The organism is Streptomyces sp. bgisy027, from assembly GCF_057710365.1.
This window is the reverse complement of record NZ_JBYIVZ010000033.1, coordinates 78439-103443: the sequence shown is the minus strand read 5'-3', so window position 1 is coordinate 103443 and position 25005 is coordinate 78439. Positions and strand designations below refer to the sequence as shown.

Here is a 25005-nt window from a genome sequence, read left to right as displayed (position 1 = left end):
CCGTGACGTCTCTCGCCTCGGAAGGCCATGCAGTGTAGACATGGGCACATGGTCCGACTATCGGGTCGATCCGGGCCCCGGTCGGCACGTCGTCCCAGCGGTCCGCGCACCCGGGGTGCGCCGGACCGCGGCACGGTGGTGCCCGAACGGGGAATGCCGTTCGGCCCCGGCGGCCAGGAGCAGCGCAAGGGCCCGTTCGGGCGGCTGCGGTCCGCGGTCGGCGGGCGCAGCGTCGCCGGACAGGTGTTCCTGCTCCAGGTCGTGATCGTGCTGCTGCTGGTCGTCGCCGCGGTCGTGGCCCTGGTGCTGCAGGTGCGGTACGACAGCACCCAGGAGGCCCGCAACCGCTCCGTCGCGGTGGCCGAGGCGTTCGCGAACGCGCCGGGCACCCGGGAGGCGCTGAACAGCCCCGACCCCACGGCCGTGCTCCAGCCGAAGGCCGAGGCGGCCCGCAAGGCCACCGCCGTGGACTTCATCGTCGTCATGAACACCGACGGCATCCGCTACACCCACCCCAAGCCCGACCGGATCGGCAAGCACTTCGTCGGGAACCTGGAGCCCGCGCTCGAGGGCAAGGTGGTGACCGAGCAGATCACCGGCACCATCGGGCCGCTGGTGCAGGCCGTCGTCCCGATCAAGGATCCCGACGGGAAGGTCGTCGGCCTGGTGTCGGCGGGGATCACGACGGACACGGTGGGCGGTACGGCGGACCGGCAGCTGCCGGTCGTCCTGATCGCCGCGGCGGCCGCGCTCGCCCTGTCCACGGCCGGCACGGCCCTGGTCAGCAAACGGCTGCTGCGGCAGACGCACGGCCTCGGGCCGGACGAGATGACCCGGATGTACGAGCATCACGACGCGGTTCTGCACGCCGTGCGCGAGGGCGTGATCATCGTCGGCGACGAGGGCCGGCTGCTCCTCGCCAACGACGAGGCGCACCGCCTGCTCGACCTGCCCGAGGACGCCGAGGGACGCAAGGTGCTCGACCTCGGCCTCGCCCCCGCAACCGCCGAACTGCTGGACTCCGGCCGGATGGCCACGGACGAGGTGCACCTGGTCAAGGACCGGCTCCTCGCGGTCAACCAGCGCGCCACCCACCTCAGGGGCCGCCCCTCCGGCAGCGTCGCCACGCTGCGCGACTCGACCGAGCTGCGGGCCCTGTCCGGCCGCGCCGAGGAGGCCCGCGAGCGCCTGAACATGCTGTACGACGCCGGCGTGGGCATCGGCACCAGCCTGGACGTCACCCGCACCGCCGAGGAGCTCGCGGAGCTGGCGGTGCCCCGCTTCGCGGACTTCGCCACCGTCGACCTGTTCGACGCGGTGCTGGGCGGCGGGCAGCCGGAGGCGGTGACCCGGCTGCGCCGCACGGCGTGCAGCGGGGTACGCAAGGACGCACCGCTCTACCCGGTGGGCCAGCAGATCCGGTTCGTCGACTCCTCGCCGCAGGCCCGGGCCCTGAACGGCGGGCAGGCCGTCGTCGAGCCGCTGCTGCACGAGGCGCCGGGCTGGCGGGCCCAGGATCTGGAGCGCTCGGCGCAGGTGGTGGAGTTCGGCATCCACTCGCTGATCGCGGTGCCGCTGCGGGCGGGTTCGCTGCTGCTGGGCGTGGTGAGTTTCTGGCGGTCACAGAAGGGCGAGCCGTTCGACACCGACGAGGTGGCGCTGGCCGAGGAGCTGGTCGCGCGGGCGGCGGTGTCCATCGACAACGCCCGCCGCTACACGCGCGAGCACAGCATGGCGGTCACGCTCCAGCGCAGTCTGCTGCCCCGCAGCCTGCCCGAGCAGAACGCCCTGGAGATCGCCTACCGGTATCTGCCGGCGCAGGCCGGCGTGGGCGGTGACTGGTTCGACGTACTGCCGCTGTCCGGCGCCCGGGTCGCGCTGGTGGTCGGGGACGTCGTGGGCCACGGGCTGCACGCGGCGGCCACCATGGGACGGCTGCGCACGGCCGTGCACAACTTCTCCGCCCTGGACCTGCCGCCCGACGAGCTGCTCGCGCTCCTGGACGAGCTGGTCGCGCGGATCGACCAGGACGAGGCCCAGGAGGGCGACACCGCCGCGGTGACCGGCGCGACCTGCCTGTACGCGATCTACGACCCGGTGTCCCGGCGGTGCACGATCGCCCGCGCAGGGCACCCCCCGCCCGCCCTGGTCCGGCCGGACGGCACCGTGGAGTTCCCGGACGTACCCGCCGGTCCCCCGCTGGGTCTGGGTGGGCTGCCGTTCGAGATGACCGAGCTCGAGCTCGCGGAGGACAGCCGCCTCGTGCTGTACACGGACGGGCTGGTGGAGGACCGGGACCACGACATCGACGAGGGCCTGGAGCAGCTGCGCGTGGCGCTGACCGGGACCGGCCGCACGCCGGAGGAGACCTGCCAGGCCGTCCTGGAGGCCCGCCTCGCGGGCCGCCAGAGCGACGACATCGCGCTGATCGTGGCGCGCACGCGCGCGCTCGGATCCGACATGGTCGCCGAGTGGGACGTGCCGCCGGACCCGGCGGCCGTGGGCCAGGTCCGCTCCGCCGTGACGCAGACGCTGGAGCGCTGGGGTCTCGACGAGCTGTCGTTCGCCACGGAGCTGATGCTGAGCGAGCTGGTCACCAACGCCATCCGGTACGGCGGTGACCCGATCCGGGTGCGCATGCTGCGCGACCGGAGTCTGATCTGCGAGGTCTTCGACGCCAGCAGCACCTCGCCGCATCTGCGCTATGCCGCCATGACGGACGAGGGCGGGCGCGGCCTGTTCCTGGTCGCGCAGCTCGCCGAGCGCTGGGGCACGCGGTATCTGCCGTCGGGCAAGGTGATCTGGGCGGAGCAGTCGCTGCCGCAGCCGGGGTCGCAGCTCCTCCCGTGACCGGCCCGGCCCGCCGCGGCGGCTTGTAGATAGCTACGAACCTTCGACGCGACCGGTGTCCTGCGCGCTCGGCTTCTGATAGGAAACCTTCCTATCAGTGACAGGAACGGCCAACTCCCCACCCCCCACCTCCCCCTGGAGCCGCCGTGAAGCACCCCCCGCACACGTCGCGTCGCACGCTTCTCACCCTGATCGGCGCGTCACTGGCGTCAGCCCCACTCCTCGCCTCCCCCCGTGCCGCCGCGCGGAGCGCCGCGGTGGGACTCGACGACCCGGCGAAGAAGGAGATCGCCATGAAGCTGGTGTCGAGCGCGGAGAACTCCTCGCTCGACTGGAAGGCGCAGTACAAGTACATCGAGGACATCGGCGACGGCCGCGGCTACACCGCCGGCATCATCGGCTTCTGCTCCGGCACGGGCGACATGCTCGACCTCGTGGAGCTGTACACCGCCCGCCGCCCCGGCAACGTCCTCGCCCCGTACCTGCCGGCCCTGCGCCGGGTCGACGGCACCGACTCCCACGACGGGCTCGACCCGAACTACCCCCGCGACTGGGGCCGGGCCGCGCGGGACCAGGTGTTCAAGCAGGCGCAGAACGACGAGCGCGACCGGGTGTACTTCAACCCGGCCGTGCAGCAGGGCAGGACCGACGGACTGCGCGTGCTCGGCCAGTTCGCGTACTACGACGCCCTCGTCATGCACGGCGACGGCACCGACCCGACCAGCTTCCGCAACATCCGCAAGCGCGCCCTGAACCGGGCCCGGCCGCCGGCGCAGGGCGGTGACGAGGTCACGTACCTCCACGCCTTCCTGGACGCGCGGGTGTGGGCCATGAAGCAGGAGGAGGCCCACAGCGACACCAGCCGGGTCGACACGGCCCAGCGGGTCTTCCTGCGAGCGGGCAACCTCGACCTGAACACACCGCTGAGCTGGAAGGTGTACGGAGACAGCTTCCACATCGACTGACCGGGACCCGGGTTGCCGTACGCCCCCCGCCCCTACGGCAACCCACCCGCCCCGCCGCGGCCCCGTTGCCGCCCGTCAGCCGCAGGCCCAGGCAGGCGTAGGTCCTGAAGTCGACGATGAACTTTCCCCGTGTTCGAGTTCCACGTGCACGGGTCATAGAATTGATTTATGAGCTCATAGGCCGGACCCGCGTACCGACTTAGGCTTGCCTTAGTTTAGGCTTCCCGTTCGAGACGATCTATCGCCTCTCGAAGGGAACCTGATCATGCCCCGCCCCCTGCGGGTAGCCATCGTCGGAGCCGGCCCCGCCGGGATCTACGCCGCCGACGCGTTGCTCAAGTCCGAGGTGGCCGCCGAGCCCGGCGTTTCCATCGACCTGTTCGAGCGCATGCCCGCGCCGTTCGGACTGATCCGTTACGGCGTCGCCCCCGACCACCCCCGCATCAAGGGCATCATCACGGCCCTCCACCAGGTGCTCGACAAGCCGCAGATCCGTCTCTTCGGCAACGTCGACTACCCGGGGGACCTGAGCCTGGACGACCTGCGAGCGTTCTACGACGCCGTGATCTTCTCGACCGGCGCGACGGCCGACCGTGCGCTGCCGATCCCGGGCATCGACCTCGACGGCTCGTACGGCGCGGCGGACTTCGTCTCCTGGTACGACGGCCACCCGGACGTGCCGCGCACCTGGCCGCTGGAGGCGGAGAAGGTCGCCGTGCTCGGCGTCGGCAACGTCGCGCTGGACGTGGCCCGCATCCTGGCCAAGACGGCGGACGAGCTGCTCCCGACGGAGATCCCGCCGAACGTCCACGAGGGGCTGAAGGCGAACAAGGCGCTGGAGATCCACGTGTTCGGCCGCCGCGGCCCGGCGCAGGCGAAGTTCTCCCCGATGGAGCTGCGGGAGCTGGACCACTCCCCCAACATCGAGGTCATCGTCGACCCCGAGGACATCGACTACGACGCCGGCTCGATCGAGACCCGGCGCGGCAACAAGCAGGCCGACATGGTCGCCAAGACCTTGGAGAACTGGGCGATCCGGGACGTCGGCGACCGCCCGCACAAGCTGTTCCTGCACTTCTTCGAGTCGCCCTCCGAGGTCCTCGGCGAGGACGGCAAGGTCGTCGGCCTGCGCACCGAGCGCACCGCCCTCGACGGCACCGGCAACGTCAAGGGCACCGGCGAGTTCAAGGACTGGGACGTCACCGCGATCTACCGCGCCGTCGGCTACCTCTCCGACAAGCTCCCCAAGCTGCCCTGGGACATCGAGTCGGGCACGGTCCCGGACGAGGGCGGCCGGGTGATACAGGAGTCCGGCGAGCACCTTCAGTCGACGTACGTCACCGGCTGGATCCGGCGCGGTCCGGTGGGCCTCATCGGCCACACCAAGGGCGACGCCAACGAGACGGTGTCGAACCTGCTGGACGACTTCGCGGGCGGCCGTCTCCAGACGCCGTCCTCGCCCGAGCCGGAGGCCGTGGACGCCTTCCTGGCCGAGCGGAACGTGCGATTCACCACGTGGGAGGGCTGGTACAGGCTCGACGCCGCCGAGAAGGCGCTGGGCGAGCCGCAGGGCCGTGAGCGCGTGAAGCTCGTCGAGCGCGAGGACATGCTCCGCGAGAGCGGCGCGTAACCCGCCGAGCGGCATCGACCGGGGGGGGCCGGAGGCTCATGCCTGCGGCCCTCCCGGTAATTCCCTCTCCCTGGCGATCTCCGCCTGTTAGCGTCCCCCGGTGTTCTCACTCCTGGAGCCCCCTTTCCTGACCCGGCTGCGCGACGCGCGGCGGGTACTGGTCGCCGGCGCGGGCGGCGGTTTCGACGTGTACGCCGGACTGCCCCTGGCCCTCGCCCTGCGCGCGGCCGGCAAGGACGTCCACCTGGCCAGCCTGTCCTTCTCCGACCTGTACGGGCTGGACCTCGATGTATGGGTGGACCACGACGTCGCGGCGATCCGCCCGGACACCGCCGCACGCGGCGACTACTTCCCCGAGCGGACGCTCGCCCGCTGGCTCGCCGAGCAGGACCTGCCCGACACGGTGTACGCCTTCCCGCGCACCGGAGTGCGACCGCTGCGGGACGCCTACCGCACGCTTCTGGCGCAGCTGGGCGGGGTGGACGCCGTCGTACTGGTGGACGGCGGCACCGACATCCTCATGCGCGGCGACGAGAACGGGCTGGGCACGCCGGAGGAGGACATGGCGAGCCTGGCGGCCGTGGCCGGGCTCGACGAGGTCGCCGTACGGCTGGTGGCGTGCCTCGGGTTCGGGGTGGACGCCCATCACGGGGTCAACCACTCGCTGGTGCTGGAGAATCTCGCAGCCCTCGACCGCGAGGGCGGCTACCTCGGCGCGTTCTCGCTGCCTCGCGACAGCCGCGAGGGGCGCCTGTACCTCGACGCGGTGGCGCACGCGCAGCGGTGCACGCCGGACCACCCGAGCATCGTGCAGGGGTCCGTCGCCGCCGCGGTGCGCGGCGACTTCGGCGATGTCCGCTTCACCGAGCGGACCAAGGACGGCGAACTGTTCGTCAATCCGCTCATGGCCCTGTACTTCTGCGTCGACGCGCCCGCCCTGGCCCGGCACAACCTGTATCTCGACCGGCTGGAGAACACCGCGCTCATGCGTCAGATCAGTTCGGTCATCTCGGACTTCCGCGACGAGCTCCCCCGTCAGCGGCCACCGCGGGCCTACCCGCACTGACCCACCCGCGTCCCGCATTTCGGTGAAGTCGGCACAGCACCTGTATCGCCTGGTTAAAATCCTGATCTTCACAGAAGCTCCACACAGGGGGGATGTTTCTCCATGCGTATACGCATGTTCGTCACGACCGCGCTCGCCACCGGCACCCTCGCCGCACTCGCCGCCGCGCCCGCCCAGGCCACCGAGTACTCGTCCGCGCTGAAGATCCGCGGCATCCAGTACGACGCGCCCGGCAGCGACTCCAACAACTGCCGCACCGGCAACACCGACGAGGAATACCTGACGATCAAGAACTACTCGTCGGGCACGACGGTCAACCTCAAGGGCTACGTCGTGAAGGACAAGGCCGGCAACAGGTTCACGTTCACGGCGAACCACTACCTCCAGCCCGGCGACTACGTGAGGCTGCGGGGCGGAAACGGCACCGACTCCGACACGAAGAACGTCGTCTACCGCGACAACTGCAACTTCATGTGGAACAACGACAAGGACACGATCTACCTCTACAAGCCCTCGGGCGCCGGAGCGGACTCGCACGCCTACACCAAGTCCCAGAACGACCGGGACGGCAACGGCTACATCACGTACCACAACTGAGCGGGCGTGGAGGATGAGCGGGACCCGCCCCAATGCGGATGGTGGGCGGGTCCCGCTCGAAGAGTCATTGTCATGACGGGACGCGGCACGGGCCACGGGTGAACGCCCACCGGCGGGTGCGGATCACGCACACCCCGTGTGCGGACCCCGGCGAGTGGGCAGTCATCTGCGACGACGATACTTGTAAGAAGCACGTGCCCCCGCCCTTAGATGGACCCATGCCCAGCTCCTCCAGCACCCGCCCCACGACTCCTCCCACGGTGTGGTCGGCCCGCGGCCGCCACCCGGGCCCCGCAGCTCAGGACGCGGTCCGCACCGCACTGCGGCAGCTCAAGGACAACCGCACCATCGACGACTTCCTGGAAGTGCCCGAGGACGAGGCCGCCCAGGACTCGGTCTTCGAGGCCCGATGGCGAGTCGCCGGATCCGTGACCGTACGCGCCCGGCTGACCGTCCGGCGTGACTCCGGCAGCGGCCAGGAGTGGGTGCTGGTCGCCGAGGCCGAGGCTCCGTGGGATCCCCGGTGGCCCTCTCCGGCCGCGATGTTCTGGCCTCAGGAACCGGACGCGGCCTGGGACCACGACACCGGCACGGGCCTGCGACTTCGCGAGATCAACCCCCTCGCGCCGGACGACAGGGCCGTACGGCGCATACTGCGGGACGCCGCCCGGGACGGCTGGAGCATCCATGTGGTCGTCCACGAGGCCATGACCACCGACCAGCGCGGACAGGCACCGCTCGCCGGGATGCTGCCGCCGAGCCTGCGGCACCGGGTGGTCGAACACCGCGCCGCGCCCAGCCAGCTGCGCGTCGTGAACTGGGCCCTGCGGGACCTCGGTCTGCAGGTGCCGCGCGGCGGCGCCGTGGTGCTGCCCGGCGCTCCGGCGCCGGACGGCTACGAGGCCGACGCCTTCGCCGTGCGCAGCGTCTTCCTCGACGGTTCGGAGCCGGCCGAACTCCTCCACGCCGTGACGCGCTTCGCCGCGCTGCCGCGACCGCTGCCGGAGGGCGCCCCGGATGCCCTCACCGCCCTGCGGGACGACTGGCGGCTGCTGACCCTGGAGGAGGAGCTCACACGCGAGCGCAAGCTCGTGGCGATGTACGCGGAGGCCCTGGACGCGATGACGAAGTCCCGGGACCTGTACCGCGAGGCCGCCGAGCAGGCGCACGCGGCGCTGGCCGCGTTCCGGGAGTCCGCCGACGCCGCACCCGAGCGGCAGCCGCAGCCCGCCGCCGTCGCGGCACCGTCACCCCTCCAACAGCTGACCCGCACCTTCGAACGCCTCAAGAGCTCGACCCGGACCCGCAAGGCGACTCCTGCCCCGGCCGTCGAGCAGGGGCCGGAGACCGTCGTGGCCCAGCGGGAGACGTCGGACCGATAGGGACGACCCGCCCCTGCGTCGGCCGCAAGAAGGGCGCTGCGACGTACCGGGGATGCGGCGCTTTCGTGGGGGCCGGCTACTGCGTCGGGCGGGTGGCATTCGGTGCGCGGGTGGGGCGGGGGAGGCAGGTGACCGCCTCGTTTGTGCGTCTTTCGTCCTGACGGGTGATGCGATGCGGCCGGGTGACCGTCGTCATGCAATGTGCGCGACCGCAGCGGGCATCCGATGAGCAGTGCGTGTGACGTGCGGCACCGGCAGGAGGAGGGTCAGTGGAGTCGACCACCGGGTTGATCATCGCCGCCGTGATTCTCGCGGGCGTCGTGCTCGCCGTGGCCGTCGGGGTGCTGGTGCGGCTCGTGCGGACACGGCGCCTGATGCGGCGCTCCGGGCTGCCGACCGGGCCGCGGTGGGTGTTCTGGGGTGCCGTCCTCTACTTCGTGCTGCCGGCCGATCTGATGCCCGATCCGGTGTATCTGGACGACATCGGCGTGCTCTTGCTGGCACTGCGTACCCTGCGCCGTTCTCCCGAAGCGGGACCGCCGGACGCCGTTGATTACAGAAAGTAAGGAAACCAATCACTCGTTCGATTCGTTTAAGTAAGTGGAAAGCAAAAGGCGTCGGTGACCGAGGGCCGCCGCCGGGTGGCCAGGCTCGATCGGAGCAGCACCTGTGAGGGAGAGACGATGCAACCGTTCGCGCTCAACTATGCACGGCCGGCCGCGGAGTTGGAGGTCACCACTCCGTACGTCTACGACTCCGGTATGCAGTTGAACGTGCTCCGTGACGGCCGCATAGCCGCCCGTGATCACGCCTTGATGCGGGAGTTGGGCACCACGACGTCCACAGCGGGCTCCAAGACTCACTTCGACGACTGAACACAGGTCGGCCGAGATGACCGTCTTGATTCTGACGAGCGAAGAAGACGTGACGGCGGACATGGTGGTGGTGCATCTGAACGCGTCCGGCGTTCCGGTGTTCCGGCTCGACCCCGCCGACCTGACCGACGGAGTGTCCCTGTCGGGCGAGTTCGTGCACGGCGCGTTCCGCGGCCATCTCTGGGCCGCGGGGCGCCTGGTGAGCATCGCCGGGCTGCGCTCGGTCTGGCTGCGCAGACCGGGGGCCGCGGCGCAGCGGGCGGCCAGCCCCTCGACCTGGTTGACGGAGGAGGCCGGGCAGGCGCTCTACGGCATGCTGCGCGGCAGTGAGGCCCGCTGGATGAACCATCCGGACGCGGCCCGCCGGGCCCGTCACAAACCCTGGCAGCTGCGGCTGGCCCAGCGGTGCGGACTGCCCGTCCCCGCGACCTTGATAACGACATTCCCGCGGGCCGCCCGCGAGTTCGCCGCCCGCTATCCGGATCTGGTGGTCAAGCCGGTGTCGGGCGCGCATCCCCAGGACCCGCCCCGCACGGTGCCGACCAGCAGGGTCGCCCCGGACACGGACTTCTCCGCCGTCGCGTTCGGACCGACCCTGCTGCAACGGCGCGTCGCCAAGCGGGCCGACATCCGCCTCACCGTGATAGGCGACCAGCTGCTGGCCGCCCGCAAGGCGACCGGTACGGAAGCCGAGGTGGACGTCCGCTTCGCGGCGTCGGACGCGCCGTGGGAGGCCGTCGATGTCGCGCCGCGCGTCGCCGAGGCGGTCCTCGCCTACATGGAGGGTGCCGAACTGGCCTACGGCGCCTTCGACTTCGTCGAGGACGCCGACGGAGTGTGGTGGTTCCTGGAGTGCAATCAGTCGGGCCAGTTCGGTTTCGTCGAGGTCGACACCGGCCAGCCGATCGCCCGCACCATCGCCGAGTGGCTGGCCCGGCCGGTGGCCGGGCCGGAGTCGCACGTCAACGGCGGGCGCGCGAGAGTTGTCTGACCGGGCTCAGCCGGAGTGCTGACCGGGCGGCAGGGCGCTGCGCTGCCAGGTCGGGGCCGGGGGCGTCTGACGTAGCGGAGTCGGCGCGTGGCCGAGGGACGGCCCCGGCTGCATCACGAACTCCAGGTCCCGGCTGACGCGTTCGGCCTCCCTGCGCACCTGGGTGGGGATGTCGCCGCGTTCCGCGATCAGCCGGTCGTAAATGGGGGAATCCTGAAACACCCGTCAACGCGCCTTTCATGTCGTGGCCCTTGTGTGCATATGGGCACGGCTGTCGAGTCTAGGCGCCGACGCACACTGAAGTGCGAATTCTGCCAGAGCGCTTCGCGGGCGACGAACGGATGCTATGGCGGCCCCCGGCGCATGGTCGCGGGCCGCCGACCTGCCCGGTTCAGGCGCCGGTCGTCGAACCGGGCCGGACGATCATCAGGATGGTCACGGTCGCCCACAGGAGGTTGAAGATGCCGGTGACCATGGCCAGTTGCACAGTGGCCGAGCGGTCGACGGGCTTCTCGGCGTCCAGTTGCTCCAGTACCTCCTCCTGGCGGGGCAGGACGAACGCGATCAGCAGGCCGGCGGCCGCGGCGGTCAGGGCGATGGACGTGATGAGCCATCCGCTGCCCAGGACGCCCATGGCGAGCGCGGTGGCGAGGCCGAGGACGGGGACCGACAGCCCGATGGTCGCGTAGACGCGGCAGATGCGGTGCAGGAGGCGGACGGTGCCCACCGCCACCGCGCCGTCCGTCGCCGGGACGCGGCGTGCGGCCGGCGGGAACATGCTGGCCGCGACGGTGACGGGGCCGACGGCGACGATGGCCGCAAGGACGTGAAGGATGAGCAGGATCTTGGTCATCGGGTGCTGTCGGTCTCCGGGTCGGCGTGGCATCAGGACCGCTGGCCCGGCTTGCGCGGGGCGGCGGCCCCGCCCACGTTAGGGATCTTCCCGCACCTCGCACAGGGGCTGAAATGACAGGAACCAACGGGTTCCCGCCATCACCGCTATCCAGGCCGGTGCCCGGCATCACTGCCCCGGCCTGGGCTTCTGGTCGTGGCGGGATTCTGTCTAAGGTTGCGGACATGCACACCGTGGCGATCCTGGTTCTCGACAACGTGGTGCCGTTCGACATGGCGACGCCCTTTCAGATGTTCGGCTGGACCCGGCTGCCGGACGGCCGCCGCCCCTACCGGGTCCGGCTGTGCGCCGAGTCGCCGGAGGTGCGCACCGAGGGCTTCGCCCTGCGCATCGACCGGGGGCTCGACGGGCTGGCGGACGCGGACACGATCATCGTGCCGGGCTGCGACGGGACCGGGCCGCCCTCCGCCGACGTGGCGGCGGCCCTGCGCGAGGCCGCCGAGTCCGGCACGCGCATCGCGTCCGTGTGCGTGGGCGCCTTCGTCCTCGCCGAGGCCGGACTGCTGGACGGGCTGCGCGCCACCACCCACTGGATGGCGGCCGGCGAGCTGGCACGGCGTTTCCCCGGAGTGCAGGTGGAGCCGGACGTGCTGTACGTCGACAACGGGCAGATCCTCACCTCGGCCGGAGCCGCCGCGGGACTGGACATGTGCCTGCACATGATCCGGCGGGACCTCGGTTCGGCGGTGGCCGCGCACACCGCCCGCATGTCCGTCGTACCCCTCGAACGCGAGGGCGGGCAGGCGCAGTTCATCGTGCACGAGCACCCGCCCGTGCCGCGCGGCTCGGCGCTCGAACCGATGCTGGAGTGGATCGAGGACAACCTCGCCGGGGAGATCACCCTCGGGGCGCTGGCCGAGCGCTCGGGGATGAGCGAGCGCACCTTCAGCCGCCGGTTCCGCGAGCAGACGGGCACCACTCCGTTGCAGTGGCTGCTGCGGGCGCGGGTGCGGCGGGCGCAGTATCTGCTGGAGAACAGCGACCATCCGGTCGAGCGGATCGCACGCCAGGCGGGGTTCGGTTCACCGACGGCGTTCCGCGAGCGCTTCCGCCGGGTGGTGGGCACGACGCCGCACTCCTACCGGTCCGCGTTCAAGGGGAAGACCGCGGCGATCGCCCCGGCGAATCCGGCGGACCACGCCCGTTCCGTCACGGTGGGATAATTCACCCGAATCCACGAGGGCCGTGAGCAGTTGGACAGGGCGATTCCATCCGCCCCGAGGACGGTGTACGCCCATGAACTGCTCCAGCCGCCTGCTGTGTCTCCTCTACGTCGCCACGAGCGGGGGGCTCGCCTGGACCTCGATCCTGGAAGTGAGGTACGGCCCGATGTGGGCCGCGTGTCTGTTCGCGGCCGCCAGTCTCGTGCCGGTCATCGCCGTCGTACGGGAGACGGTGATCGGTGAGCAGCGACGGATTCTGCTCGATCTGATCGCGCGGGCCTCGCGCGGCGGCGGGGATGCCGCGGAGGCGATCGTGCGGGCGGAACTCGACTCGGCGTGCTGCGAGCGCTGGTGGACCAGCCTCGGCACGGAGCACGAGATGACGTGCCGGCACTGGATGCCGCACAGCAGCAGCGCGGCGTGAGCCTCCCCGACGCCGTCCCGTGCGGCGCGCCGGCATCGGCGCGCGGAGGGACGGCGTCGCGGACGGACCTCAGCTCCGCAGCGCCCGGTCGACCTCCTCGCGGAGCAGGGCGACGTAGTCGCTGGCCCAGCCCTCGATCGTGGCGTGGTCCCACAGATCGGACGAGTACTCCACGAAGCCCCGCAGTTCGGTCCCGGCCGGGACGAGTCCGAACGTCAGCTCGGTCCGGGCCGCGGCGGGCGCCAGATCCTCGATGGCCGTGGTCAGTCCGGGCAGTTCGACCTCCGCCTGGAGTGAACTCTGGTACGCGAAGCCGACGTCCAGCTTGTCCGGTACGTCGACGCCGTGCCGCTCCCGCATCGCCGGGGCGATCCGGCGCACCGGCATCGCACGGTCCATGCACTCCACCGCGGTCCGGGCGACCCGGTCCGTCAGGGCGGCGAAGGAATCGGCCGCGCCGTCGCGGACCGGCAGCGCGAAACCGGTGATCGTGCAGGCCAGCATGGACTCGAACTCCCGTCGTTCCCGGTTGGCGTAGGACACGTTGAACACGACGTCGGACTGGGCGGCCTTGCGCGCGAGCATCCGGCCGAGGGCCGCCGCGGTGACCACGAAGGGCGTCGTCCCGCGCTGTCTCGCCAGCCGGTCGATGCCGGAGCGCACCTCGGCGGGCACGGTGAACACCACGGCACCGCCGCGCCCGCTCGCCCTCTCCGGCCGGGGCCGGTCCAGCGGCAGGTCGACGACGAACGGGACCCCGTCGAGCTCGCGCAGCCAGAACTCCAGCTCGGGCCCGTCGTCGGCGGCGTCGGCCTGCTCCTGCTGCCACCGGGCGTAGGCCACGGGCTGGCACCCCACGGGCGGGAGGCCGTCGGGTCCGCCCCTCGCGGCGGCCCCGTACAGCGCGGCCAGCTCCTTCAGCAGCAGACTGACGGACCAGCCGTCGCAGGCGGAGTGGTGCAGGACGAGAAGCAGGACCCAGGTGCTCCCGCCGGTCCGCAGGACACGCGCCGAAATCGGGGTGCCGTCGGTGGGATCCAGTGGTGTCTCGGCGGCCTCGGCACTGGCCCGCTCCACGACGGCCTGCCGCTCCTGCGTCCGCCGCGCGGTGAGGTCCTCGACCGGCAGCTCGACCGGGGCGGGCCGCAGCACCTGCTGTTCCCAGCCGTCCCCGTCGCGGGCCAGCCGGGTCCGCAGTCCCTCGTGCCGCTCGATCAGCCGGGTCAGGGCGGTCCGCAGGGCCCCCACGTCCAGCTCGCCGGAGAGGGTGATCCGCAGGGCGACGTTGAACACCTGCGGCAGGAGGTGTTCGGCGTGGACCGTGGCGAAGCGCGACTGCTGCGCGGTCGCCGGGGCACGCCGTTCCACGGTGCCCGGCCCGCCCCCGCCCCCGGACGACCGGCTCGGCACGGTCTGGCTCTCCGCCTCCGTTCCGCCCGCCAGCCGGGCCGTCATGGCTCGGGGTGTCGGGTCCTGGTAGAAGCTCAGCATCGGGTACTCGGTGCCGAACTCCTCGCGGACCCGGTTGACCAACCGCATCGCGGTGATCGAGTGGCCGCCCAGGTCGAAGAACGAGACGTCGTCCGCGATGCCGTCGGCGTCGATCCCGAACTCCTCCGCCCACAGCTCCCGCATCCGCCGCTCGACGCCGGTTCCGCGGGCTGCGGCCGGATCCGAGCCGCCGGCCCCGCGTGCGGGTGCCGTGGAGACGAGGTCGGGGGCCGGCAGCGCGGACCGGTCCAGCTTGCCGTTGCCCGAGACGGGCAGGGCGGGCAGCACGCGCCAGGCGCGCGGCACGAGGTACTCCGGCAGCCGGGCCGCCAGTTCCGCGGTCAGCAGGTCGGCTTGGGCCTGCCGGTCGTCGGCCGTCGTGCCGATCGGCTCGGCCGGGACTGCATAGGCGGCGAGGTACGCCTCGCCCCGGTGGTTGCGCCGCGCCAGCACGGCCGCAGCACGCACGCCGTCGAGGGCGTTGAGCACGCGTGAGACCTCTTCCGGCTCGACCCGGAAGCCCCGGACCTTGACCTGGTCGTCGGCCCGGCCGCAGAACTCCAGTTTCCCCTCGCGGGTCCAGCGGACCAGATCGCCGGTGCGGTACCGGCGGGCCTCAGGGCCTGCGCCCGGATCCGGCAGGAACCGCTCCGCGCCGAGCTCGGGACGGTGCAGATAGCCGAGGGCCACGCCCGGGCCGCCGACGTACAACTCCCCCACCGTGCCCACCGGGACGGGGCCTCCCGACTCGTCCAGCACGCTCAGCCGTACGTTGTCGACGGGGCGGCCGATCGGGATCGGTGCCGTGGAGTCCTGCGGGGCGACGGTCTCCATGGTGCACAGGACGGTGATCTCGGTGGGGCCGTACACGTTCACCGTCTCGTACGGTGCCTCGGGGCGCGGCCGGGTGCGCAGTACGTCGCCGCCCAGCAGCAGATGACGCAGCGGCGGCTGATCGCATGGGGGCAGCCGCAGCACCTGTTCGCCGAGGGCGGTGGGCAGGATGGAGAAGGTGACGTGCTGCTCGCCGTACCAGCGGGCAAGGGCCGGCGGGTCCCTGCGGACCTCCTCGTCGGCGATCGTGACCGACGCACCCGCGGTCAGCGCGGGCCAGATCTCCAGGAGCGAGGCGTCGAAGCTCTGGCTGCACACGACAGCGCTTCGGTCGGCCGAGGTGAAGGCGAAGCGTGCACGCTGCCACTCGCACAGGTCGACGACGGCCCGGTGGGGCACGACGACACCCTTGGGCGTGCCGGTGCTGCCCGAGGTGTAGAGCACGCAACAGGGTTCGTGGCCCGTGCCGGGAGCACTGGGTGCAAGGGGCCCCGTCGCGTCGGGCGGTACGACCGTGACGCCCGCGGGCAGTTCGAGGGCGTCGGCCCCCTCGCGCGTCGACACCACGACCCGGGCCCCGCACTCGGCGACGATCTGCTCGGCACGCGCCCGCCCCAGGGACGGGTCGAGCGGCACATAGGAGCAGCCGGCCTTGAGCACGGCCAGCATGGCGACGACGAGGTCGGCGGAGCGGGTCAGCCAGAGTGCGATTTCGGCGCCGCCCTCGGGGTGCGGTGCGCGGAGTGCGCACGCCAGCCGCTCCGCCCTGTCGTCGAGTTGGCGGTACGTGAGTCGGGTGTCGCCGCTGATCACAGCGACGCTGCCGGGCAGCTCGGCCGCCCGCCGGGCGACCAGGCCGTGGACGGTGGTGTCCGGGACCGGACGGGACGGGCCGTGCTGCCAGGCGAGCGGCACGGGGTCTCCGTCGCCGGCGGCCGGGGCGAGCCGGGACAGCGGCAGCTCCGGTGCCTCGACGGCGGCGGTGAGCAGATCACGGAAGGTGGTGAAGAACCCGTCGACGGTCTGCGGGTCGAACAGATCGGTGTTGTACTCCAGATGGCAGCGAACGCCCTGCGGCTGGTCGGTGAAGTACACGGTCAGGTCCGTCAGGGACTTGTCCGGCCCGGCGTCCAGGGGGGTGGCCTCGATGCCGGGCAGCTCGAAGCGGAACGGCTCGGCACGCTGGAACTCGGCGAACGCCTGGAACACCGGCGTCCGGTCCACCGCCCTGGGCGGGGCCAGTTCGCGCACCACCCTCTCGAACGGCACGCGGGCGTGGTCGTAGGCGTCGAGCGCGACTGTGCGCACGCGGTCGAGCAGTGTGCCGAACGCGGGGTCCCCGGACAGGTCCAGGCGCAGCGCGAGGGTGTTCACGAAGAACCCGAGCAGATCCTCGGCCCGCTCGGGCCGGTCCGAGATCGGGGTGCCGACGACGAGGTCCGTCTGCCCGGTGACCCGGTGCAGCATCGCCGCGTACCCGGCGAGCAGCGTCATGAACAGGGTGCTGCGGCGGGTGCAGCTCAACTCGCGCAGCCGCCGGGAGAGTTCGGGGTCGAGGGTGTGGAAGTCGGCACGGCCGTTGGACGTCATCGTCGCCGGGCGCGGCCGGTCCGTGGGCAGCGCGAGGACGGGCAGCTCTCCGCCGAGGGTGCGTCGCCAGTGGGCCAGGTCCTCGTCCGCCTCCGGGCTGTGCACCGACGTGGCCTGTTCCCTGGCGTGGTCGGTGTACGTCCAGGTCAGGGCGGGGAGGTCGGCGACCGCTCCGTCCCGCTCGGCTCGGTAGAGGGCCGAGAGGTCGCGGGCGAGGACGGTGGCGGAGGCGGCGTCGACCACGATGTGGTGCAGGGACAGCACGAGGACGTGCTCCGCGTCGGCGAGCCTGACGAGCCGGGTGACGAACAGCGGGCCGTCCGCCAGGTCGAAACGGCGTGCGCTCTCGGCGGCCAGGGCGTCCCGGAGCACGGTTCCCCGGCTGCCGGTGCCGTCCAGGACCTCGAAGTCCGGGTCGGCGGACGGCCGCACGACCTGGCGCGGTTCGCCTCCGATCTCCCGGAAGACGGTGCGCAGGCCCTCGTGGCGGGCGACCAGTCCGCGCAGCGCGGCATGCAGGGCGGTCACGTCGAGCGGGCCGTCGAGGCGGATCGCCTTGATCTCGTTGTACGCGGTACGGCCCGGGAGCAGGCGTTCCAGGAACCAGATCCGTTCCTGTCCGGGCGCCAAGGGCGCGTCGGCGGGAGCCGTTCGGGCGGAGACGGCGTTCGCGGGTGCCGGGCCGGTCTCGGTGCGTCGGCTCTCGTAGCGGCGGCGCAGGGCGTCCAGCCGCGGCAGGCTCTCGCGCAGCGGGCCCTGCGCGACGCCGAAGTCGACGAGGGCGACGATCTCGTCGGCGCCGGCCGAGGTGACCGCGTCCACGACCGGCCGGACGCTGTCCGCGGTGCCGATCAGGGCGCGCTGGTCGCAGTAGCGGCCGTAGGCGCGGCGGAACACCGCGTCCAGGTCGTCCTCGCTGAGTTCGGCCAGGTCGATGTTGTGTCCGAGGCTGTTGGTGACGCCGCTGAAGACGGACAACGATGCGCGCATGTAGCGGGACAGCGGCTCGAACGCCTCGGTGCGCGCGGTGTCGTGGTCGTCCGCGAGATAGGTGTGCAGCAGGACGGCCACGCGACCGGCGTCCGGGTCCAGGCCGTGCCGGGCCCGGGTGCGGCGGTACAGGGCGATGTTCTCCCGCAGCTGCTCCACGCTCTGGGTCATCAGGTTGGTGACGATGCCGAGGTCGTGCCGGGCGGCGAGTTCGTACGAGGCGGGGTTGCCGACCACCGCCGTGTACATGGGCGGAGCGTCCTGCACCGGGCTCGGAAAGAGCCGTACCTCGGCCTCACCGTCCCCGCCGGTCCGGAGCAGGGGTTCGCCGCGCCAGAACCGCCGTACCTCTTCGAGCTGTTCGTACATCAGCTCCTTGTGCCGGCCGAAGCGGTCGGGGAAGAAGACGAAGTCCTTGGCGCTCCAGCCGCCGGCGACGCCGATGCCGACGCGCCCGCCGGAGAGGTTGTCGACCATCGACCACTCCTCGGCGACCCGGATGGGGTCGTGGAGCGGCAGCACGACGGAGCCCGCGTTGAGCCGGATGCGTTCGGTCTCGCGGGACAGCGCGGCGGCGAGCACGGCCGGGTTGGGGAAGAGGCCGCCGAAGGAGTGGAAGTGGCGCTCGGGCATCCACAGCGCGTGGAATCCGTGGCGGTCGGCGAACCGGGCCACGTCCATGAGGAGTTCGTACTGGCCCTTCCGGGGCTCGGCGGTGTCCTGCGGGTAGTCACCGAAGAAGTAGACGCTGAAGTCGGGGGGGCGCGGGGCGGGTTCGCTCGTGGGGGCGGTGCGGGAGCCGGTGACGGCCGCCGCGTTCCAGGCCATGGCGGCGACCGGAGCGGGCGTCGAGGCGGGAGCCGCCGGTGCCGGCACCGGTTTCGGTGGCGCCGGCTTCGGCGGTGCCGGCTTCGGCGCCACGAGCCGACGGCCCGGGAAGAAGCCCGCCGAGCGCAGCTCGCGCAGCGCATCGCGTACGGCGTCCGCCACGAACTCGATGTCACCGTCCGAGTGGGCGGTGGACAGGAAGAAGTTGCGCCACTCCCAGACGTGCACGCCGCGCAGCATCAGGTGGTGGTAGAGGAGTTCCATGTCGGCTCGGTGCTCGAAGCGGAACTGGGAGCCGAAGTGCGTCATGCGCAGGGGATACTCCTCGGCCTCGAAGAAGCCGTTGAGCGTCGCGGCGAGTTCGGCGGTACGGGCGGTGAGCCGTTCCTGGAGGCTCGGGCTGTGCTCCTTGAGGTGGGTGAGCACGGCGCGCGCGGCGACCATCGAGACCGGGTGCTGGATGTACGTACCGCCGAAGAAGGTGGTGTCGGCGGGCGGGTAGCTGTCGTCGCCGTACGACCAGTGGCCGCCGTCGACGCCGTCCATGATGTCGGCGCGGCCGGCGATGGCCCCGATGGGGAAGCCACCGCCGAGGAGCTTGCCGTAGGTGGCGAGGTCCGGGGTGACGCCGTACAGCTCCTGTGCGCCGCGCAGGGCGGGGCGGAAGCCGGTCAGCATCTCGTCGAAGAGCAGGACGATGCCGTGGCGGCGGGTCAGGTCCCGCAGCTTGCGCACGAACTCCACGGGTTGGAGCGCGGGGTGTCTGCTCTGCACCGGCTCCACGACGACCGCGGCGATCTCACCGGCGTGCCGTTCGATGGCTTCCAGTGCGCTGTCGCTGCCGTAGTCGAGGACCAGCAGGTCGGCGACGGCGGACTGCGGGATGCCGCGGGAGACGGGCACGGTGACCGGGTCGGCGCCGGTGCCCGCCGCGGGGGCCCGGCCGAGGACGTTGTCGGCGTGCCCGTGGTACGCGCCCAGGAAGGTGACGATCTTGTCGCGGCCGGTCGCCGCGCGGGCCAGGCGGATCGCGGCCGAGTTGGCCTCGGTGCCGGAGTTGGCGAAGGCGACCCGCTCCAGGCCGGTGAGTTCGGCGAGGAGTTCGGCGGCCTCGCCGGTCTCGACGTTGCGCGGGCCGAGCTGGATGCCGCGGGACAGGTGCTCGCGCACGGCCTGCGTCACGAACTCCGGCTCATGGCCGAAGAGGAGGACGCCGAAGCCCATGGTGATGTCGACGTACTCGTTGCCGTCGACGTCCTCCAGACGCGCCCCGCTCGCCCGGCGGCCCGCGATGGGGTACAGCATCTCCTTGGTGCCGCTGCGGAAACCGACCACCGCGCGGCTGTCGGCCAGGACCCGGCGGTAGCGCTGGGCGATCCGCTTGGAGGCCGGGGTCCTCGCGGTGTAGCGGCGCACGAGATCGGCCAGGTGCTCCTGCTGGGTCTGCGGGGAGGCGTCCCGCACCATGCCGGAGCTTCTGGCGACCGTGACCCGGGGACCGTGCACGCGCGGCGGTTCCGGGGACTGCTGCTCCGGCGCCGGAGCGCCGCCGCCCATCTGCTCGGCGATGCGCTGCGAGAGTTCGGTCATCGCCGCGAGGTCGCGGTCCAGGGCGGCGGATATGCCGTTCAGCGTGGTCACTTGGCCACCGTGCCGTCGAGCCGGTCGGAGACGGCGGCGGTCTGGAGCGCCAGCAGCTGGGAGAGCTGGGACATCATCTGGAGCTGTATCTGCGAGATCTGCTGGATCTTGCGGGCGAGGTCCTCCAGCTCCTCGCGGGTGGCGTACTCGGGGGTGGCGGGCGCCAGGGGGGCGGGTCCGGCAGCGGGCGGGGGCACGGGTGCGGACGCGGCGACCGTCGGCAGGGACACAGGCGCAGGCTCCGGCACGGACACCGGCTCGCGCACAGCGGCAGGTGGCTGCTGCCGCTGCTGCCCCGCCGGCGCCGGCATCCGCGCGACCATGAACTCCGCCAGGCGCCGCGGCGTACCCGTCTCCTCGAAGAGCTGCCGCATCGTCACCTTGACCTGGTGCTCCTGCTCCAGCTCCCGCAGCACGCTGATCATCTGCAGCGAGTCGGCGCCGAGGTCGAAGAAGGTCGCGTCACCGGGGATCGCCGACGGCTCCTCGCCGAGATGCCGGGCGGTGGTCCGGACGATGCTGTGGAGTACGTGCGAGACCGCTGCGTCTTGCTGAACCACTTCGGCTCCCTCTCTCGCTGCTGTTCTGGTGCTCGGAGCCGTCAACCGCGGCCCTGTCCAGTGGTCCTTGTGCTGGAACCGGTAGCCGGGCAGCGGGACGCGCCGGCCCCCGCTGCCGGCCAGCGGCACCCGCCAGTCGACGTCCGCGCCCGCGCAGTGCAGCCCCGCCGCGGCACCCCACAGCGCGCCGAGCCCCGCGCCCCGGCGCAGGGACGGCAGGGACGCGACGCCGGGCAGTGCCCGGCGGGCCAGACCGCTGAGGGTGGTGTGCGGCCCGATCTCCAGCAGTGCATCGGGCTGCCGGGCCCCGATGGCGTGCAGCGCCAGGTCGTAGCGGACGGGCTCGCGGGTGTGCCGTACGAGATGGTCCGCGTCCGGGATCCAGCCGGGCGGGTGGGTCACGCCGTCGAGCGCGCTGACGAACGGGATGCCCACCGGCCGCAGGGACACGTCGGCGAGGACCTTCCGGAACTCCTCCAGCATCGGTTCCATCAGGGCGGTGTGGAAGGCGCGGTTGACCGGCAGCCGCTGTCCCGGTGTGCCGCGTTCCGCCAGCAGGGCGCACGCCCGGTCGACGGCCTCCGCGGTTCCGGCGAGGACATGGGCGCGCGCTCCGTTGGTCACGGCCGTCTCCAGGCCGGGCACTTCGGCGGTCAGAGCGAGGGCGGCCGCCCGGTCGAGCGGTGCCGCCACCATCGCGCCGGGGGCGCACCGGTGTTGCATCAGCCTGCCGCGTTCGACGGTGAGGCGCAGTCCGTCGTCGAGCGAGAGGGCTCCGGCCGCGTACAGGGCGGCGTACTCGCCGACGCTGTGCCCGGTGACGGCGTACGGCTCGATGCCGCCGGCGCGCCACAGCCGGACGAGGGCGCATTGCAGGGCGAACAGCGCGGGTTGCGCGGTGTCGGTGTCCTGGACGGCGTCTTCGTCCAGAACGCGGCCGGTGAACAGCGGGGCGCCGGTGAGTTCGCGGTGGCGGTGCTCGCAGGCGTCGAGCACCTCGCGGGCGACGGGGAAGCGGTCGTGGAGGGCCGTGGCCGGTCCCGGGTGTCCGCTGCCCTGCCCGGTGAACTGGAACGCCACGCGCGCGGGCCCGTCGTGCGGCGCCGTCCCGGTGTGGACCGACGCTCCCGCGTTCCCGGCGAGCCAGCCGTCGAGGGCGTCGGCGAGGGCGGCCGGGGTGGTGCCACGGACCGCGAGCCGGTGGCGGCCGTGTCTGCGGCCGAGTGCGGCGGTGGTGACGAGGTCCGCCAACTGCGGTGCGGGCGGCCGCCGTAACCGCTCGCTCAGGGCGCGGGCGTTGTCCGCGAGGGCGTCCGGGCTGCTCGCGGAGACCAGGAGCACATCCGGTGGTGCGGCGCCTTCGGTACGGGGCGTGGGGTCCGGGGCCTGCTCCAGGATCAGGTGGACGTTGGTGCCGCCGACCCCGAGTGACGTGAGGCCGGCGCGGCGGGGCCCGTCGCCCCGCGGCCAGGGGCGGGCGGCGCGCGGGATGTAGAAGGGGCTGTGGTCGAGGTCGAGGGCGGGGTTGGGTTCCTCGAAGTTGGCCATCGGCGGGATGACGCCGTGCTTGAGGACCAGCAGGGTCTTCACCAGCCCGGCAAGGCCCGAAGCGGCGTCGAGGTGGCCGATGTTGGCCTTGGTCGAGCCGAGGGCGCAGTAGCCGGTGCGGGCGGTGTCCTCGCGGTAGGCGCCGGCGGCCCCGTCGAACTCGATCGGGTCGCCCTTGAGGGTGCCGGTGCCGTGGGTCTCCAGGTAGCCGATGGAGTCCGCGCCGACGCCGGCCCGCCGCAGGGCCTGCCGGATGGCGACGCGCTGGCCGTGTGCGCTGGGGGCGGTGAACGCCTTCTTGTCCGCTCCGTCGTTGCTGATGCCCCAGCCGCTGATGACGCCGTGGATCGTGTCGCCGTCGGCGACGGCCCCGGCCAGGCGTTTCAGTACGACGGCCAGGACGCCGGTCCCGCCGACGGTGCCGTCGGCGCCCGCGTCGAAGGCCCTCAGACGGCCGGACCTGGAGAGGATCGAGCCCTTGACGTACCGGTAGCCGAGGATCTGCGGCACATGGACGGCGGTGGCGCCGACGAGGGCGAGGTCGCAGTCGTCCATGAGCAGGGACTGGGCGGCCGACTGCACGCCGACGAGTGAACTGGAGCAGCCGGTCTGGACGTTGACGGCGGGGCCGGTCAGGCCCAGCCGGTGGGCGACGCGGTTGGCCGTGAAGTCCGCGTAGTTGCCGACCGTGATCTGGATGCCGGCCATCCAGTCGGTGACGGGCTCGCTGGGCAGGACGTTGTTGAGGAGGTAGTTCTGGAGCGTGTAGAGGTGGTAGCCGGTGCTGGCGTAGACGCCGATGCGGCTGCCGTCGCGTTCGTCCGGGTAACCGGCGTTCTCCAGGGCGTGCTGGGCGCATTCCAGGAACATGCGGTGCTGGGGGTCCGTGATCCGGGCCTCGCGGGCGCTCATCCCGAAGTGCTGGGCGTCGAAGCCGGCGATGTCGTCCACCACGCCGGAGGCGCCGACGAAGTCTTCCGCGCCGTACTCCTCGGCGGGGACGCCGGCGGCGGCCAGTTCCTCGTCCGTGAAGCGGGTGATGCGGTCCGTGCCGTCGTGGACGATGCGCCAGAGGTCCTCGGGCGTGTCGGCGCCGGGCAGGCGGAAGGCCATGCCGATGACGGCCAACCGGGGGTCCGGAGCGGACATCCGGGGGTCCGGATCGTTCGGGGGCATCAGCCGCGTCCTTCCGTCACCGTCGACGCGTCACGGTCGACCTTCTTGTCCTCGACGCCGGGGTCGCGGGTGCCGCCCCGTCCGAGCAGTACCAGCAGCAGGGCGAGGCACAGGGCGATCGCGAGGCCGTGGAAGGCTGCGACCACCTGGAGCGGTGAGAAGGTCTCCAGCAGGGCGCCGCTCACGAGCATGCCGAGGCCGAAACCGGTGTTCTCGGCCGAGGCGGACAGGCCGAAGAGGCGACCGCGCTGCTCGTCGGGCGCGGTCTGGAGCCTCGACACGTAGACGATCTCGGTGAATCCGTCGGCGGCTCCGGCGACGAGCGCGGCGATGACGGCGGGCACGGTGGGCAGTCCGCAGAACACCACGATGAACCCGGCCGACATCACACAGGCACCCAGCGCGAAGGCCCGCTCCCCCGGCGTCCGCCCGCTCTTCTTGGTGACACGGCCGATGACCTGCTGGGCGACGATGTTGCCGATGGCCCAGGTGGCCCAGAACTGGCTGATGAACGTGGCCGGATGATCCGGGTCCAGAGCGCTGGAGTAGATCGGCAGGGCGACGTTGTGGGACGAGGAGCCGAGTCCGTCCACCGCCCGGACGGCGATCATCGCCATCAGCACCGGCGCCGTGCCGAGCAGCATCCGCGCGGTCCAGCGGGCGGCGTCGGAGGAGTCCGCGGCCCCTGTGCCGGTCGCGGCGGCCTTGGTGCGCACGGGAAGCAGGAACAGCACCGTCGCCGAGACCACGAAGGTCGCGGCGTCCAGCGCGAACGCGGCGGAGTACCCGAGTTCCGCCACCACCAGTCCCGACGAGGCGAACCCGGCGATCATCGCCAGCGAACGCCCCGTCACCAGCAGCCCGTTGGCCCGTACCCGGTGCTCGGCCCCGACGATCTCCGGGATGCTGCTGCGCAGGGACACCTGGGACAGTGTCGAGCAGCCGCCGGTGATCACGGCGAGGGCGTAGAGCAGCCCCACCCGCATGCCGTCCGGTGCCAGCAGCAGTGACAGCAGCGCCAGCGCCTGGCACAGGTCGGCGCCGACCATCAGCCGCTTGCGGTCGTGGACCGAGACGAGCCTGCCGCTGACCCAGCCGGAGACGACGCTCGTCGCGAGGCGTACGGCCATGAAGAGCCCGGCGGCCAGCGCGCTGCCGGTGGCGTCGTAGACGAAGACGTTCAGCGCCACCATGTTCAGGTAACTGCCGTACGCCGAGATGCCGTTGCCCAGGACGAGCAGACGGAAGTACCTCATGCACCTTCCCCTGGTCTGCATGAAGGGTGTGAGTGGTGTGCGGCCGGAATGCCGCTGCCCGCCCGTTCAGTCGCGAGTCGGAACCCAAGCGGACGGCGGACGCCGACGCGGCCCCGCCCACCGCTCACGCACGGCGTGTTCAAGCCCCCATGGCCGGCCCAGCACAGAAACCATTCCCCCCATACGCCGCCGGACAGCGGCCATCGGTTCGTCACCCAAGCAGACCCGGACAGGC

16 protein-coding genes are annotated in these 25005 nt (G+C 72.0%); 11 read left to right on the top strand and 5 right to left on the bottom strand.

Translation table 11 applies throughout. The features are described 5' to 3' along the window. Window positions 1-153: 153 nt before the first annotated feature. The 9 genes from AC3ETA_RS30170 to tgmB all read left to right on the top strand — a co-directional run bounded on the left by AC3ETA_RS30170 (window position 154) and on the right by tgmB (window position 10356). On the top strand, window positions 154-2850 hold the full coding sequence (locus AC3ETA_RS30170; RefSeq protein ID WP_432196042.1) for a SpoIIE family protein phosphatase: 2697 nt from the start codon (window positions 154-156) through the stop codon (window positions 2848-2850). 257 nt (window positions 2851-3107) lie between these two features. Next, window positions 3108-3815, top strand: coding sequence for a chitosanase (locus AC3ETA_RS30165; RefSeq protein WP_432196041.1), 708 nt, complete (start codon window positions 3108-3110; stop codon window positions 3813-3815). Between the two features lie 265 nt (window positions 3816-4080). Next, window positions 4081-5445, top strand: coding sequence for an FAD-dependent oxidoreductase (locus tag AC3ETA_RS30160; RefSeq protein ID WP_432196040.1), 1365 nt, complete (start codon window positions 4081-4083; stop codon window positions 5443-5445). A gap of 100 nt (window positions 5446-5545) precedes the next feature. After that, complete coding sequence (locus tag AC3ETA_RS30155; RefSeq protein ID WP_432196039.1) at window positions 5546-6511, top strand: DUF1152 domain-containing protein; 966 nt, start codon at window positions 5546-5548, stop codon at window positions 6509-6511. A 102-nt stretch (window positions 6512-6613) separates the two neighbouring features. Beyond that, entirely contained in the window at window positions 6614-7108 is a 495-nt protein-coding gene (locus AC3ETA_RS30150) for a lamin tail domain-containing protein (protein WP_432196038.1), read from the top strand. A 218-nt stretch (window positions 7109-7326) separates the two neighbouring features. Then, window positions 7327-8490 carry a hypothetical protein gene (locus AC3ETA_RS30145; RefSeq protein WP_432196037.1) on the top strand — a complete coding sequence of 388 codons (1164 nt, stop codon included), beginning with the start codon at window positions 7327-7329 and terminating at the stop codon, window positions 8488-8490. A 269-nt stretch (window positions 8491-8759) separates the two neighbouring features. Next, a complete protein-coding gene (locus AC3ETA_RS30140; RefSeq protein ID WP_432196036.1) occupies window positions 8760-9056 on the top strand; it encodes a DUF1232 domain-containing protein in 297 nt (98 codons plus the stop codon). 117 nt (window positions 9057-9173) lie between these two features. Beyond that, window positions 9174-9365 (top strand): putative ATP-grasp-modified RiPP, encoded by a 192-nt coding sequence (tgmA, locus tag AC3ETA_RS30135; protein ID WP_030967846.1) that lies wholly within the window; start codon window positions 9174-9176, stop codon window positions 9363-9365. Between the two features lie 16 nt (window positions 9366-9381). Then, on the top strand, window positions 9382-10356 hold the full coding sequence (gene tgmB, locus AC3ETA_RS30130) for an ATP-grasp ribosomal peptide maturase (RefSeq protein ID WP_432196035.1): 975 nt from the start codon (window positions 9382-9384) through the stop codon (window positions 10354-10356). Window positions 10357-10362: 6 nt separating this feature from the next. On the opposite strand, the gene AC3ETA_RS30125 is transcribed toward tgmB, so the two are convergent. Together AC3ETA_RS30125 and AC3ETA_RS30120 are read right to left on the bottom strand one after the other, a co-directional pair. Next, a complete protein-coding gene (locus tag AC3ETA_RS30125) occupies window positions 10363-10578 on the bottom strand; it encodes a hypothetical protein (RefSeq protein ID WP_432196034.1) in 216 nt (71 codons plus the stop codon). A gap of 169 nt (window positions 10579-10747) precedes the next feature. Beyond that, window positions 10748-11209 (bottom strand): DUF2269 family protein, encoded by a 462-nt coding sequence (locus AC3ETA_RS30120; protein WP_269641353.1) that lies wholly within the window; start codon window positions 11207-11209, stop codon window positions 10748-10750. Window positions 11210-11433: 224 nt separating this feature from the next. On the opposite strand from AC3ETA_RS30120, the gene AC3ETA_RS30115 reads away from it, so the two are divergent. After that, window positions 11434-12432, top strand: coding sequence for a GlxA family transcriptional regulator (locus tag AC3ETA_RS30115; protein WP_432196033.1), 999 nt, complete (start codon window positions 11434-11436; stop codon window positions 12430-12432). A 73-nt stretch (window positions 12433-12505) separates the two neighbouring features. Continuing rightward, window positions 12506-12856, top strand: a complete 351-nt coding sequence (locus AC3ETA_RS30110; protein ID WP_030958996.1) for a hypothetical protein — start codon at window positions 12506-12508, stop codon at window positions 12854-12856. Between the two features lie 69 nt (window positions 12857-12925). Here AC3ETA_RS30110 and AC3ETA_RS30105 read toward each other — a convergent pair whose 3' ends face one another. The 3 genes from AC3ETA_RS30105 to AC3ETA_RS30095 are packed head-to-tail and all read right to left on the bottom strand — an operon-like array spanning window position 12926 to window position 24770. Further along, window positions 12926-20230 carry a MupA/Atu3671 family FMN-dependent luciferase-like monooxygenase gene (locus tag AC3ETA_RS30105; RefSeq protein ID WP_432196032.1) on the bottom strand — a complete coding sequence of 2435 codons (7305 nt, stop codon included), beginning with the start codon at window positions 20228-20230 and terminating at the stop codon, window positions 12926-12928. Next, the gene (locus AC3ETA_RS30100; protein ID WP_432196031.1) at window positions 20227-23514 is read right to left on the bottom strand and encodes a type I polyketide synthase; all 3288 of its coding nucleotides are present in this window, start codon (window positions 23512-23514) and stop codon (window positions 20227-20229) included. Before AC3ETA_RS30100 ends, AC3ETA_RS30105 begins: the two co-directional genes overlap by 4 nt. After that, window positions 23514-24770 carry an MFS transporter gene (locus tag AC3ETA_RS30095; protein WP_432196030.1) on the bottom strand — a complete coding sequence of 419 codons (1257 nt, stop codon included), beginning with the start codon at window positions 24768-24770 and terminating at the stop codon, window positions 23514-23516. The genes AC3ETA_RS30100 and AC3ETA_RS30095 overlap by 1 nt, the downstream gene beginning before the upstream one ends. Between the last annotated feature and the right edge of the window lie 235 nt (window positions 24771-25005).